Source organism: Tepidibacter hydrothermalis (genome assembly GCF_029542625.1).
In the GTDB taxonomy this organism is placed as follows: domain Bacteria; phylum Bacillota; class Clostridia; order Peptostreptococcales; family Peptostreptococcaceae; genus Tepidibacter_A; species Tepidibacter_A hydrothermalis.
On record NZ_CP120733.1, the window covers coordinates 3679442 to 3695030 of the forward strand.

Here is a 15589-nt window from a genome sequence, read left to right on the forward strand (position 1 = left end):
TTTTTAAGAAATACCTATAATAATCTCACCTGCACTTACAGATGCGCCTTTGCTAACATGAATATCTTCAATAACACCATCTGCTGGTGCCATTATCTCATTTTCCATTTTCATAGCCTCAAGTATTAAAAGAACTTGCCCTTTAGTAACACTATCTCCCTTATTAACCTTTATATCATTTATAGTTCCAGGCATAGGAGCTTTTATTGTATTGGCAGAACCTGAATTACTAGATATGTTTTTATTCAACTTAACTTCTTCTTTTACAGGAATACTTTTTTCTACCTTTGGCTCAATTACTTTAGATTTATTAGCAGATGATTTTTTTGATTTTGAAGAATTAGAACTTTCCTTTATCTCTTCTACCTCAACATCATAACAAACTCCATTTACCTTAACATTAAATTTTTTTATCATATTCATATCCCCCTAGCATTGAACTCATTTGCTCTATTCTTCCAAGTTTTGACCACGAAGTATCACTATTTTCACTTTTCTTTATTTTTTTAATAACAATATTATTAGTAGTCGTATTTAAAGCACAAGCTATAGCCGAACTTATAACTGCAACTATCTCTTTATTATCTTCATCTTGTTTAATATCTTCTTTTACAATTATCTGCTCTTTTTCTTTTTTAGGTTTAGAGCTAGATTTTGTCATTATTTTTACAGCTGCCATTATAACCATAAGGACTACAAATACTATACACATAGAAAGCAGCGTAACAACCAAACTAGCAATTAACTGTTCAGATTTTGTAAGCGCCGTTATATCAGTTTTCATTAAATCTAATAAATTAGTCAAATTCATAGTTTCACCCTCTTATTTTAAAGTGGAATATTTCCATGTTTCTTAGGAGGTCTGCTTTCTCTTTTCGATTTTAAAACATCAAAAGCATCACAAAGTCTAATCCTAGTCAAAGATGGCTGTATAACATCGTCTACAAAACCTCTTTGAGCCGCTTGATAAGGATTGGCAAACTCTTCTCTATACTCTTTAACCTTTTCAGTTCTAACGGATGCAGGATCATCAGATGCTTTTATATCTTTTCTAAATATTATATTAGCTGCTCCATCTGGTCCCATAACTGCAATTTCAGCACTTGGCCAAGCATATACAATATCAGCTCCTAAATCTTTAGAGCACATAGCAAGATAAGATCCTCCATAAGCTTTTCTCGTTATTATAGTTACCTTTGGAACTGTAGCCTCACTATATGCATAAAGCATCTTCGCACCATGTCTAATAACTCCACCATATTCTTGAGATGTACCAGGTAAAAATCCAGGAACATCTACAAAATTCAAAATAGGTACATTAAACGCATCACAAGTTCTGATAAATCTAGAAGCTTTATCTGATGCATTTATATCAAGACATCCAGCCATATATGTAGGTTGATTAGCTATTATTCCTACAGATTCTCCATTAATTCTTGCAAATCCTGTAAGTATATTTCTTGCAAAATAAGGTTGAACTTCAAAGAAATCACTATCATCAACTATACTTGTTATTATATCTTTCATATCATACGGCTTATTTGAATTATCAGGCATTATAGTATCTAAAACATCTATTTTTTCATTAACATCATCACAATCTAATATAGGAGCTTTTTCTAAATTATTAGAAGGCAAGAAGCTAAGTAATTTTCTAATACCCATTATGCAGTCTTCATCAGATTCAGATACAAAATGAGCAACGCCCGATGTAGCATTATGTGTCATAGCTCCACCAAGATCTTGTGCGCTAACCTCTTCCCCAGTAACAGTCTTTATAACCTGAGGACCAGTTATAAACATCTGGCTAGTTTTATCAACCATAAATATAAAATCAGTAAGAGCGGGTGAATAAACTGCCCCTCCTGCACAAGGTCCCATTATAGCAGATATCTGAGGAACAACACCAGAGGCTATAGTATTTTTATAAAATACTTTTCCATATCCAGCTAAAGCATCTACCCCTTCTTGAATTCTAGCTCCACCAGAATCATTAAGTCCAACTACAGGCGCTCCCATCTTAAGGGCCATATCCATAACCTTTTCCATTTTCTTAGCATGCATTTCTCCAAGAGATCCTCCTAAAACAGTAAAATCTTGAGCAAATGCATAAACCAATCTACCTTCTACCTTACCATATCCCGTTACTACTCCTTCTCCAGGAGCATCTACTTTTTCCATTCCAAAGTGATTACATCTATGTTTTACAAAAGCATCTAACTCAATAAAAGTTCCTTCATCAAACAATATATTAAGTCTTTCTCTTGCTGTAAGCTTTCCAGAATTATGTTGCTTTTCTATTCTTTTTTCTCCTCCACCAAGCTCTATCTTAGCTCTTTTCTGTAAAAGAATATCTAGCTTATTTTGTGACATTTTAAATCCCCCCTTCTAATCTCTTTGGCTTAGTTCAAGTAATATACCATGAGTACTTTTAGGATGACAAAATGCAATCTTTGCTCCACCCGCTCCATATCTAGGCTTTTCATCTATCATTCTATATCCTTTTTCCTTAACTTCTTCTATAGCCTTTTCTATGTCATCAACCCTTACAGCTATATGTTGAAGTCCATTTCTTCCACCATTTTTTTCAATAAACTTAGCTATAGGACCATCTTCACAAGTTGATTCTAAAAGTTCAAGTTCAGTTTCTCCAACAGGTAAAAATGCAACTTTAACCTTTTGATCTTCAACAACCTCAGTTCCCTCACATTTTATTCCAAGAACATCCTCATAAAACTTTAAAGTCTCATCAAGATTTTTAACAGCTATCCCTATATGATCAACTCTACTTATATCCATATCAAAATCCCCCTTTTTAATAATTAAAATTCCTGTAATCACTACACACTAAGTCACATTCCCAATGATTCCTTAACAGGCTCCGTTGCTCAAAAATAGTTGCAAGTATAGTTCTTCATCAATGTTGGCACAATTTAAAAATCATACAGTTTTCTATAGAGTAAAAATTCTAAGTTTCACTTTATAATCTTATTAAATATTTTTTCACTAACAGTATAAGGATCAAGCTCTTTGCTTAATGTCTTGATTATCATATCCTCTACTTCTTTTTCATTTTGTATATTTTGAATCTTATCTTCTATTTTTCTATGTATTATCTCTCTTATCTCAGATTTATTTCTCTGAAGCACCTTACTTTTTAATACATCATTCTTTTCCTGATGCTCTTTATGATTTATAATATTTTTAATTAATTCATCTACTCCACTTCCATCATTTGCAACAGCCATTGTAACAGGAGGTCTAAAAATCCAATCCTTCTTAAAATCTAACATCATCTCTATCTCAAGTAAAGTTCTTTTAGCTCCTTCTTTATCTGCTTTATTTACTACGAATACATCTCCAATTTCCATAACTCCTGCTTTTATAGCCTGTATATCATCTCCAAGTCCAGGTACCATAACCATAACAGTAGTATCAGCAGTTTTAACTATATCAACCTCCGATTGTCCAACCCCTACAGTTTCAACAAATATATAATCACATCCATAAGCATCCATAACCTTTATAGCACCATAAGTAGCTTTTGACAATCCTCCTAAATAACCTCTAGTTCCCATTGATCTTATGAACACACCTGGATCTAAATTTAAATCGCTCATTCTTATTCTATCTCCAAGTATAGCTCCCTTAGAGAAGGGACTAGTTGGGTCTATTGCTATAATCCCTACTTTTTTTCCATCTTCTCTAAGTTTTTTTACCAATTTATCAGTTAAAGTTGATTTTCCTGCTCCTGGAGGACCTGTCATCCCTATTACATATGCACCTTTTGTATTTTTATGTATATCTTTTAATATATTAAAATACCCTTCTTGCTCATTCTCTATTATCGAAATAAGCCTTGCACAAGCTCGTTTATTTCCTTCTAATAATTTTTTTATCAAATCCATATTTTCACAACCTTATCAAGCTATTGATTTTTTTAGATTTGCTTTTATAAATTCTATAGTGGTTGTTGTAGTTGTACCCGGAGTAAACACTTCAGCTATTCCATTTTCTTTAAGATAAGGAATATCCTCGTCAGGAATAACCCCTCCTCCAATTACAAGTATATCATCATAAACACCTTCTTCTTTTAAAAGCTTAACAACCTTTGGAAGAAGATGATTGTGAGCACCAGATAAAATACTCATTGAAACAACATCAACATCTTCTTGAATGGCAGTTTGAACAATCTGTTCAGGAGTCTGTCTAAGCCCTGTGTATATAACCTCCATTCCAGCATCTCTAAAAGCTCTCGCTATAACTTTTGCTCCTCTATCATGGCCATCAAGTCCAGGCTTTGCAACTAATACTCTTATAGGTCTCATATTATTTTCTCCCCCTTTATACTATATCATTACACTTTGTTTGTATTCGCCAAATTCTTCTCTCATAACTCCACATATTTCTCCAAGTGTTGCATATGAATTAACCGCATCAAGAATGTAAGGCATTAGATTTTCATCACTTTTACAAGCTTTTTTCAAGTCCTCTAAGTTTTTCTTAACAAGTTCATTATCTCTTCTATCTTTTAATTCTTTTAACTTTTCACACTTTCTTTTTCCAACGCTAGGATCTACTCTTAAAAGATCCTTTGGTGCTTCTTCTTCTACCTTAAATTTATTCATACCAACTATTACTCTTTCATCATTTTCTATTTCCTTTTGATATCTATATGCACTCTCCATTATCTCTTGTTGCATATATCCCTTATCTATAGCATTTGGAGATCCACCAAGAGCATCTATTTTTTCTATTAATTTCATAGCCTCTTTTTCTATTTTATTAGTTAAGCTCTCAACATAATAAGAACCTGCAAGAGGGTCTATAGTATCTGCCACTCCACTTTCATGAGCTACTATTTGTTGAGTTCTAAGTGCTGTTCTAACTGAATCCTCTGTAGGAAGAGCCAATGCCTCATCCTTAGAATTAGTATGAAGAGATTGAGTTCCCCCCATAACTGCAGCAAGAGTTTGAATAGCAACACGAACTATATTATTTTCAGGTTGTTGAGCAGTAAGAGTTGATCCTCCTGTTTGAGTATGGAATTTAAGCATTAATGATTTTTCTTTTTTAGCACCAAATCTCTCCTTCATTATTTTAGCCCAAAGCCTTCTTGCAGCTCTATACTTCCCAACCTCTTCAAATAAATCATTATGTGCATTAAAGAAGAATGAAAGTCTTGGAGCAAAATCATCTACATTAAGACCTGCATCTATAGCTGCATTTACATAAGCTATTCCATTTGATAAAGTAAATGCAACTTCTTGAATAGCAGTAGATCCAGCCTCTCTTATGTGATATCCAGATATACTTATTGTATTCCACTTCGGAACATTTTCAGAACAATATTCAAATATATTAGTTATTAGCCTCATAGATGGCTTTGTTGGAAATATATAAGTTCCCCTTGCTACATATTCCTTAAGTATGTCATTTTGAATAGTTCCTCTTAATTTTTCCATACCAACACCCTGCTTTTGAGCAACTGCTATATACATTGCAAGCAAAACAGATGCTGGTGCATTTATAGTCATAGATGTTGAAACCTTATCAAGAGGAATTCCATCGAATAATATTTCCATGTCTTCAAGAGAATCTATTGCAACTCCAACCTTTCCAACTTCTCCCTCCGAGATAGAATCATCTGAATCATATCCCATCTGAGTTGGAAGATCAAAAGCAACTGATAATCCCATAGAACCTTGATCTATTAAATATTTATATCTTTTGTTAGACTCTTCTGCTGTTGCAAATCCAGCATACATTCTCATAGTCCAAAATTTACCTCTATACATAGTAGGCTGTACACCTCTAGTAAAAGGGTACTGTCCTGGAAATCCTAAATCATCATAGTTTATATCCTCTACATCAAGAGGTGTATATAATCTTCTTACTTCTTCATTTGACCCTGATAAAAACTGAGGTTTTCTCTCCCCAAATCTCGATAAAGCTTTTTCTAATTTTTCTTCTTCCCATTTTTTAAAGCAATCTTGTAATTTATCATTACAACTCATTAACTTCGCCCCCTTATATTTAATTATGAAATTTTATGAATCTAAACTTTCATAATTGTACGCCCATGAAATTTGAATTGCATGTTTACTTACTTATTTTCTACATTTTTTACCTAAATCCTTCTTGTTTTGTTGTAATTTTTGAACTCTTTAGATAATTTAAATTTTAAAAATACGACTTCTTAACATAACTATATTTTCATACTTCCATTTTTCAAAAATCTATCATGCCATGAAAGTGCTTCTGAAATTACATGAGGTGTATGCTTGTATTTTCCATCTAATGCTTTTTCTAAATAATCATTTAACATATCCTTATAATCAGGATGAGCACAATTATCTATTATACATCTAGCTCTTTCAACTGGACTTAACCCTCTCAAATCTGCAACCCCTTGTTCAGTAACTATTACCATAACATCATGTTCTGTATGATCACAGTGAGAAACCATAGGAACAATAGATGATATATCTCCTTTTTTAGCTATTGATTCAGTAGTAAATATAGTTAGGTAAGCATTTCTAGCAAAATCTCCAGATCCTCCTATTCCATTCATCATTCTACTTCCCATTATGTTAGTAGAATTTACATTTCCGTATATATCAACTTCTATAGCTGTATTTATTGCAATTACTCCCAGTCTTCTAGCCACTTCGGGACTATTACTTATTTCTTGAGGTCTAAGTATTACTTTTTCTTTATACTTTGAAAATTTCTTATAAAAATCATCTAGCCTTTGAGGTGATACTGTAAGCGATGTAGCAGATGCAAATTTAACCTTGTTATTATCTATAAGATCTAAAACAGAATCCTGTAGTACTTCTGAGTAAACCACCAAATCCTCAAATTTAGAATCACAAAGACCGCCAAGAACTGCATTTGCTACACTTCCAACACCAGATTGTAAAGGTAACAAATTCTTAGGAAGTCTTCCTTTATCTACTTCATCATTTAAAAATGTTATAAGATTCTTAGCCATTTTCTTAGACACTTCATCTATTGGAGTTACTTCTCTTGTCTTGTCCTTTATATCTGTAAATACTATTGCCGCTATTTTATCAGGTTTACAAGGAATGTAAGGAGTTCCAATTCTGTCAGTTGCATTTAAAATAGGTATCGCTTCTCTATTCGGAGGATTCTTGGTAGAATATACATCATGTACTCCTTCAAGATCCAATGGTTGAGAGGTATTAATTTCAACTATAACTTTATCAGCAGTTTCTACAAATACATTAGCATTTCCTATGGATGTCGATGGTATTATATTTCCATCCTCAGTTATAGCAACAGCTTCTACAAGAGCTATGTCTATATTTCCAAAGTAACCATACTTTATCCATTGAGGGACATGACTAAGATGCATATCTGCATACTGTACATCTCCACTATTTATTTTATTTCTAGAATCTTTATTAGTCTGATAAGGATACCTTCTTTTCATTATGCCTTTTCTAGATAACTCTCCGTCTAATTCATCACCAACAGATGCACCCGTTATAATGGTTAACCCTATTTCTTCTCCCTTATCTTCTCTTCTTGAAAGAGCTAACGGAACAGCTTTTGGATAACCAGCAGGTGTAAATCCACTCGTTCCAACAATCATTCCATCCTTGAACAGTTGAGCAGCTTCATCAGCACTCATAACCTTATTTTTTAAGTAATCGCATCTTAGTCTAGTTTGCATAATACATATCCCCCCAAGTAAACTTTAATTTGCTTTTACTTCATTAAATTTTTCATTACATATTTTAAGTGCAAATAATAAAGCCTTTTTTGCACATCCATAATATCTTTCATTAAAAATACACTCTATTTCATCATAATTTGTTATCTTTCTTCCAACCAGATTCTCTCTAACAAATCTTTTAGCAGTTGATGTTACTAATGTACAATCTAAATCAACTATAGTTCCATTTTCTCTATTTATCAAAAGACCTATAGCTACTACTGTATATAATTCTTGTGCTGTTATACCAGTAGGTAGTTTTGCATATCCAGTTATAAATATATTATTAGATGACATTTTAATAGCAGCCAAAGGCTGCTATTCACCTCCTTTGTATTTTCTAAATCACATAGGTAACTTATGAAGTATAATTGTAAATAAAACCATACCAAGTAATGCAAATGGATAAGTTGCTCCATATCCCGCCGCTGGATCATCACTTCCTACAGCATCTATAGCAGCTCCAAGACCCGGTGTAGATGTCATACCTCCACAGATTGCTCCTGATAACATAATCCAATTTATTTTAAGTACATATCTTCCTATAAAGAATCCAACCATCATAGCTACAGCTCCTACAACAGTACCTACAAGTGCTAAATAAGCACCTGAGCCTAATATAGCATCGAATACTTTAAATCCATATCTAAGACCAACTATGGCTAAGAAAAAAGCAAGCGATAATTGTCTTATAACTCCTAAAATTTTATTACTCATTCTAAAGTTCAAAGAACCTATTTTACCTATATATCCAAGTATTAATGATCCTATTAGAACACCACCAGTAGATCCTAATCCAAAATATCCTAAAGGCCCTAAGTATATCTTTATTTGACCTATTAAATATCCAAATAAACAAGCTGTAGTAAATGCCACTAAATCAAAAGAACTTTCTTCTATCTCTTTTGAAGAATCTCCCCTAGCTTCTCTCATTTCTTTGTTAAATAGTTCTTGTTCTTTTTTTACATCAATTTTAAAAATTCTTGGGAAAAAGTTAACTGCTAATATAACTATCAAAACCCCAAATGGATATCCTATAGCATGACCAACACCAATTCCAGCTTCAGCTGACTTTATAAACTCTTCTCCTTGCTTAACCGTGAGCTTTGTTGTATTAGTTTCATTGATATTTCCAGTTGGATCTAATATTTTAAAAAACTTTTTTCGCTCACTATTGCTCATATTGTCAAATTCTTTTACTCTCTCTGTTGCATGACCTCTTGCAGTTTCAATTGCAGCTGCAAGACCCGGTGAGCTTGTAAGTGCTCCTGTGTACACTCCAGAAATTTCATATGGATTTGCTTCATTAGCACAAATAGTCATTCCATATGTAGTTGCTGCTCCTAAACTCGTTATAATAAATCCCAATATAACAAACTTAATTCCATACTTTTTAAGAACTGCCCCCATATCTTTTGCAGCTAAAAGACCAACAGCTGCAACAAACAATATTAAAAATAAACTGAAAAAATTTTTAGGAATAACCCCTGAGTCTATCATTTTTTGAGCAGCTTTATAAGCACTGCTCGTTTCGCCAATACTTTTGCCAAATCTTAAAATCCACCAACCTATTATTAGACCTGTGAAAAGTGCACCTGATACTCCAAAATTAAACTTCCCAAATTTAATTTTTCCAAATATCACACCTGTTACAACAGATACAAACATAAGGACAAATGGATTCATCATAAAGCTGACAAAATCAAATTTCATTTTTTCCCCCCCTATTTTTTATTTTTTTATATAGTTAATTTTTATGTACAAGCTATCTATTTTATGAATTTAAATTGAAAACAACTTAAATTTTTTATAATTTTTGTATAAAAAAAATCACGACAAAGTAAAGGTATATAATTCCCTTACTATGCCGTGATTTAACTATACTCCATAATATAACTTATATATCCCATCGAATACTAGTTATACAATGATAGCTAATAGGCTATCTCTTATTCAGTTTGTTAATTAATTATATTCTCTAAAGATTTATTTTATTACTTATAAATTAAATTTTTACATAAAAAAATAAGGTTGAGAAATCTCAACCTTATTCATTATCATCTTCTTTATCAACAGATATTTCATCATAATCTTCAAGTGATAGCTCTTTGTTAAATGCTTGTTTAAACTGCTCTGCATCCAAAGTCTCATATTTTAAAAGACACTTAGCAACATAATGTAGATTATCTATGTTATCATTTAATAACTTTTTAGTTTTGTTATAAGCTTCATCTACTATTCCACTTATCTCTCTATCTATTTCTGATGCAACTTCCTCAGAATAATTTCTCTTTGAAGTGAAATCTCTTCCTAAGAATACTTCATCAGAATTATCTCCAAACGTCATAGGTCCTAGTTTATCACTCATACCATATCTTGTTACCATAGCTCTTGCCGTTTGAGATACTCTATCTAAATCATTTTGAGCTCCAGTTGATATATCATCAAGAACAAGATATTCTGCAACTCTTCCTCCAAGAAGAACTATAAGATTTTCTTGCATTTGCATCTTAGTAGCATAGTTTTTATCTTCTTTTGGAAGCTGCATAGTAAATCCTCCTGCTCTTCCTCTAGGTATTATAGTTACCTGGTGTACAGGATCTGTGTTAGGAAGAAGTTGTGCTGCAACTGCATGACCAGCCTCATGGTATGCTGTTAACTTTCTTTCCTTTTCACTTATTACCCTAGTCTTTTTAGCAGGACCAGCTATAACCTTAGTTATAGACTCTTCTATAGTGTCCATTTTTATAGTCTTTTCTCTTTTTCTAGCAGTTAATATTGCTGCTTCATTCATAAGGTTTTCTATATCTGCTGGAGTAAATCCAGGAGTTCTTCTAGCTAGAACCTTTAAATTCACGTCATCTGATAACGGCTTGTTCTTTGCATGAACCTTAAGTATTGCTTCTCTACCTTTAACATCAGGAGCTCCAACAAGCACTTGTCTATCAAATCTTCCTGGTCTAAGTAAAGCTGGATCTAGTATATCAGGTCTATTTGTAGCTGCCATTATTATTATACCTTCATTAACTCCAAATCCATCCATCTCAACTAGAAGCTGATTTAAAGTTTGCTCTCTTTCATCATGACCTCCGCCAAGACCTGCTCCTCTTTTTCTACCTACAGCATCTATTTCATCTATAAATATAATACACGGAGAATTTTTCTTAGCTTGTTCAAATAAATCTCTAACTCTAGATGCTCCTACTCCTACGAACATCTCTACGAAGTCCGAACCACTTATACTGAAAAACGGAACTTCAGCCTCTCCTGCTACAGCTCTTGAAAGATATGTTTTACCAGTTCCCGGAGGACCAACCATTAATATTCCTTTAGGTATTCTAGCTCCAAGATCGATATATCTTTTAGGGCTCTTAAGGAAATCTACTACTTCTTGAAGATCTTCTTTCTCTTCTTCAAGACCAGCTACATCATTAAATGTAACCTTATTCTTTTCGTCTCCTTTATGAAGTTTGGCTTTTGATTTTCCAAAATTCATAACACGACTTCCACCACCTTGAGATTGTTGCATAAATACAAACCAAAATACTACAAATATAAGTATCATAAATATAGATGGTAGTATCTCAAAGAACCAAGGTGTTTGAGGTTCTGGTTTTCCTACAAGTACAAGTTTTCCTTCCGTAACTTGTTTTAAAATAATATCTGAAAGATTGTCTTTACTCACTGGGTAAGGTACATAAGATCTAAAATGTGTGTTATTGCTCTTTATTGTTCCTTCAATTATCTCATCTGTAAATGTAAGCTCTGATATATTTTCTTTAACTAATTCCTGATAAACCTTAGAAAAATCTAAACTTTCTATTCCCTTTGAAGGTTTACCAAGAGTTTGGACTATTGAAACTATTATTATAAATACAAGCAAATAAAAAGTTGCTCCTTTAAATAATTTCTTCAAATAGAGCCCTCCTTTCTCTCAGGTCAATAATTTTAGTTTATTCTATCATAAATAAAACACCAATACAATACAACTAGGTTATATACTCTACTTGTAATAATATTGAGGTTATAAAGCTTTGAAGCTTATCCTTAAAATATTATTAGTATTTGAATCTATTTTATAATCTTCGCTCATTCTATGTCCTATAACCCAGATGATTCCTTTTTCATCCGATAAAATCGGAATCAAATCTCTCTCTTCTTTAGGTATTTTTAAATCTATGAATAAGTCTTTTATTTTTTTACTTCCCCCCAATCCTAATAATTTGATTTTGTCACCATTCCTTCTATTTCTTATGTTTAAGCTTCCTTTAATTTTATCAGCGTCAAAGAATTTTATATATTTGTCATTACTAGATTTATCATATTCATCAATATTTAATATTTTACTCTCAACTATAGTATTTGATTCCTTTATTTTTATATATCCACTTTTAGGAATAATATAATTATAACTTATTTTTTCTTCTATGATTTCTTCATCTGTGAATAATATTTTGCCATTTTTTTTATACACTAATATTCCCTTAGGTAAATCTATTCTTATGTTATTTTTATCTGAATTAATAAGATCATTTACATCCTGTATATTTTTTTGTTCTATTCCTTCTATATTCCCTAAAACAAAATTAATACACTTTCTAATAATTCTATTTTTTAAAGCTTTATGGGTATTCGTAAATTGATCTATATCAATAGATATAGTATTATCAGATATTTTAGAACATATCTCATCAAATGATTTGTTTAATTGTTCCATTATGAAGTCACTGTCATCTTTTAGTAGATTTGTCATTCTAGCTATAGATTCCTTTAAATTAGGATTGAAATTTTCAACCATGTATGGGATTAGCTTGAGTCTTATTTTGTTTCTAGTATATATTTCTTCTAAATTCGTTTGATCTATTCTAGGGTTTAAGTTGTTTTGCTCACAGTACTCTTCTATATAAGCTCTATCTACATCCAGTAGAGGTCTTATAATACCATCTTCTCTTTTGTACTGTATTCCTTTTAATCCTTGAAGTCCAGTTCCTCTCATCATTCTCATAATAACAGTTTCGGCTTGATCATTTATATTTTGAGCAATAGCTATCTTATCAGCACCTATTTTATCTTTTATTTCAAAGAACATATTATATCTTAATGTTCTAGCTCCTTCTTCTAATGAAACCCCTTTTTCCTTACAATAAGCAGGAACATCTATTGCTCTTATAAAGCATGGAACTCTCATGATATCACATATCTTAGCTACATACATAGCATCCTTTTGTGCTTCAATTCCTCTTATTTTGTGATTTAAATGAGCTGCATATATCTTTATATTAAATTCATCTTTTAGATAATTTAATATATGAAGCATACATATAGAGTCAGGTCCTCCTGAAACCCCTAATATTATTTTATCCCCACCATTGACTAAATTATTCTTCTTAATTGTTTCTCTAACTTTATTTATAATCATTATATATCCCTCTTATTTATGCATTTTATATAGTATCTATTAATATCCTTATACAAATCTACATTATTCATACATCTAATATAGAAATTGCTATTAAAACTATTATTCCTTCTATAATACTCTTTAGTTTCAAAATAACCCATATTGTAATCATTAAATATCATTTCATAATCATCTTTATAGATGTCTGTCAAATATTTAAAATAAATTCCATTTGTATATACTTCTTTATATTCATATGATTTTCCTTGTATATTTTTATTTATTAATTTTTTATATTCATCTGGGAGTATAGAATATATGTATTCATACGATATTAAATCTAAATAATCTTCCGTTTTCATAGCAGATATATAATAGTCATATCTAAATTCCGACTCCTCCATCAAGTCCATTAGAGCCTTTATCTCGTTCGCTCTAAGGTGAGCATGCTTTTTTATTTTATAATACATTAATCTTTGATCATGTTTTAAATTTTGTACTATTATTTTGTCTGAGTTAGACACAACAGAAATATATGGAAATTCTTCAATTTCTTCTTTTAATTCTTTTGATTCTTTATCCATACTTTTTATTATTCCCAAACTATTTAATGTATACATTAATTTTTCAGCACCTTCAAATTGTAATAATAAAATAAAAGATGATGTAATCAATAGTCCAACCATTACTATAGTCAAAACAATAGAAATACCCATTTTATTTTCATTAGATTTCAAATGAATCACCTCTACAACGATAAATTTTTTGTCATATTTATTCATAATTATAATAACAAATAAAAACGATAAAAGGTAGTGTAAATAGAACTACTTTTTACCGTTTATTCTATGACTTTCTAATTTATTTTTATGTTTATAGAGTTTTTTCCTTCAAATAAGCCACTTATATTCAAATCATACTCTATTGTTATTTCCATATCTTTACATAATTTTTCTTTATTAATTTCTATTTTTTTAGTTACAATTTCCATAGGAAAACTTCCATGAGGTGTCCTATACAATGTTTTAAATCTTTTTCCTAATTCAAATACTAATTCAGAATTATTTCTGCCTATTTTCTTGATAATTACACAGTCTTCTGTTATTTTTAGTCTACTAGTAGTCCCTTTCATTCCAGATATCTCAGATTCTTCATATATTACATAAGTAGCATTATTTTTAACATACAACTTTGCTTCTGTTATTAATTCTAGATTATCTTTATTGCCTTTAAAATCCATTTGAACAGTGTTTATTTTTACTAACACATTCTCTCCCATTTCATCCACCTCATTTAAATCTTCTTAGCTAATTTTTCCTCATGTCTCTTTAAAGCTAAATTTATAAGTTCATCTATTAACTTATCATATGAAATTCCTGTACTTTCCCATAGCTTAGGATACATGCTTATATTAGTAAATCCAGGCATAGTATTTATTTCATTTATATATATATTATTCGTTTGTTTTTCTACAAAGAAATCTACTCTAGAAAGTCCAGATCCATCAATTGATTTAAATGCATTTATAGCCATTTCTCTAATTTTTTCGCTTATACTTTCTTCTATTGTCGCTGGTATTATAAGTTTTGATTCTTTATTTAAATACTTAGCTTCGTAATCGTAAAACTCTTTTGCAGGTATTATCTCTCCCACAACTGAAGCTTTTATTTCTTCATTTCCTAAAACGGATACTTCTATCTCTTTTGCATTTACACCTTCTTCTAAAACTACTCTTCTGTCATATTCTAACGCTTCTTTTATTCCTTTTATTAGCTCTTTTTTATTGTTAGCCTTAGATATTCCGACACTAGATCCTAAATTTGCAGGTTTTATAAATATAGGATACGGAATCATACTTTCTATTGATCTTAATTGTCCTTCTTCATCATTATTAAATTCACATCTTGTAGTATAAGTATATTTAACTTGAGGTATGTTTTCTTGTTCAAAAACTTTTTTACAAACTAATTTATCCATTCCTACGCTAGATGCTAATACATTGCATCCAACGTACGCAATATTGCTTATTTCAAACAATCCTTGTATAGAACCATCTTCTCCATATGGTCCATGTAATACTGGAAATAATACATCTATTTCTTTGAATGTATTATCACCAAATTCTAAACCTACCTTCTGATTTAAAGTTGGTATAAGATTTATTTTCACATCTTTTTTAGCTTCTTTTTCCCAACTTCCATTTTCTATTTTTTCTACATCTCCTTCATAGTACATCCAGTTTCCATCTTTAGTTATACCTATTGTATATATATTATACTTTTCCTTATTTATATATCTATATATAGAAGAAGCAGATGACAAAGAGACCTCATGTTCTCCAGATTTTCCTCCAAATATCAAAGCCACATTAATTTTTTTCATAAAAGCACCTTCTTTCCCAATATATGTTATTTATAATTATATGCTATATACTACCTTTTTGA

At 31.1% G+C, this 15589-nt stretch carries 15 protein-coding genes; all 15 read right to left on the reverse strand.

Annotation, left to right across the window (positions count from 1 at the left end):
* Positions 1-3: 3 nt before the first annotated feature.
* On the reverse strand, positions 4-417 hold the full coding sequence (locus tag P4S50_RS17375) for a biotin/lipoyl-containing protein (RefSeq protein ID WP_277732084.1): 414 nt from the start codon (positions 415-417) through the stop codon (positions 4-6).
* The gene (locus P4S50_RS17380) at positions 401-811 is read right to left on the reverse strand and encodes an OadG family protein (protein WP_277732085.1); all 411 of its coding nucleotides are present in this window, start codon (positions 809-811) and stop codon (positions 401-403) included. The genes P4S50_RS17375 and P4S50_RS17380 overlap by 17 nt, the downstream gene beginning before the upstream one ends.
* A 17-nt stretch (positions 812-828) precedes the next feature.
* Positions 829-2373 carry a methylmalonyl-CoA decarboxylase subunit alpha gene (gene mmdA, locus P4S50_RS17385; RefSeq protein ID WP_277732086.1) on the reverse strand — a complete coding sequence of 515 codons (1545 nt, stop codon included), beginning with the start codon at positions 2371-2373 and terminating at the stop codon, positions 829-831.
* 15 nt (positions 2374-2388) lie between these two features.
* A complete protein-coding gene (mce, locus tag P4S50_RS17390) occupies positions 2389-2799 on the reverse strand; it encodes a methylmalonyl-CoA epimerase (RefSeq protein ID WP_277732087.1) in 411 nt (136 codons plus the stop codon).
* Between the two features lie 176 nt (positions 2800-2975).
* Positions 2976-3908: a methylmalonyl Co-A mutase-associated GTPase MeaB gene (gene meaB, locus P4S50_RS17395; RefSeq protein ID WP_277732088.1), complete on the reverse strand. Its 933-nt coding sequence runs from the start codon at positions 3906-3908 to the stop codon at positions 2976-2978.
* 15 nt (positions 3909-3923) lie between these two features.
* Positions 3924-4328, reverse strand: a complete 405-nt coding sequence (locus tag P4S50_RS17400) for a cobalamin B12-binding domain-containing protein (protein ID WP_277732089.1) — start codon at positions 4326-4328, stop codon at positions 3924-3926.
* Positions 4329-4349: 21 nt separating this feature from the next.
* Positions 4350-6017, reverse strand: coding sequence for an acyl-CoA mutase large subunit family protein (locus P4S50_RS17405; protein ID WP_277732090.1), 1668 nt, complete (start codon positions 6015-6017; stop codon positions 4350-4352).
* A 191-nt stretch (positions 6018-6208) separates the two neighbouring features.
* Entirely contained in the window at positions 6209-7702 is a 1494-nt protein-coding gene (locus tag P4S50_RS17410; protein ID WP_277732091.1) for an acetyl-CoA hydrolase/transferase family protein, read from the reverse strand.
* Positions 7703-7726: 24 nt separating this feature from the next.
* Positions 7727-8056 (reverse strand): DUF3870 domain-containing protein, encoded by a 330-nt coding sequence (locus tag P4S50_RS17415; RefSeq protein ID WP_277732092.1) that lies wholly within the window; start codon positions 8054-8056, stop codon positions 7727-7729.
* 33 nt (positions 8057-8089) lie between these two features.
* A complete protein-coding gene (locus P4S50_RS17420) occupies positions 8090-9457 on the reverse strand; it encodes an aspartate-alanine antiporter-like transporter (RefSeq protein WP_277732093.1) in 1368 nt (455 codons plus the stop codon).
* A 334-nt stretch (positions 9458-9791) separates the two neighbouring features.
* Entirely contained in the window at positions 9792-11660 is a 1869-nt protein-coding gene (ftsH, locus tag P4S50_RS17425) for an ATP-dependent zinc metalloprotease FtsH (protein ID WP_277732094.1), read from the reverse strand.
* A 108-nt stretch (positions 11661-11768) separates the two neighbouring features.
* Positions 11769-13163, reverse strand: a complete 1395-nt coding sequence (tilS, locus tag P4S50_RS17430) for a tRNA lysidine(34) synthetase TilS (RefSeq protein ID WP_277732095.1) — start codon at positions 13161-13163, stop codon at positions 11769-11771.
* Positions 13163-13882, reverse strand: a complete 720-nt coding sequence (locus P4S50_RS17435) for a hypothetical protein (RefSeq protein WP_277732096.1) — start codon at positions 13880-13882, stop codon at positions 13163-13165. The genes tilS and P4S50_RS17435 overlap by 1 nt, the downstream gene beginning before the upstream one ends.
* A gap of 119 nt (positions 13883-14001) precedes the next feature.
* The gene (locus P4S50_RS17440) at positions 14002-14424 is read right to left on the reverse strand and encodes a YwiB family protein (protein ID WP_277732097.1); all 423 of its coding nucleotides are present in this window, start codon (positions 14422-14424) and stop codon (positions 14002-14004) included.
* Positions 14425-14438: 14 nt separating this feature from the next.
* Positions 14439-15527: a D-alanine--D-alanine ligase gene (locus P4S50_RS17445; protein WP_277732098.1), complete on the reverse strand. Its 1089-nt coding sequence runs from the start codon at positions 15525-15527 to the stop codon at positions 14439-14441.
* Positions 15528-15589 lie beyond the last annotated feature (62 nt).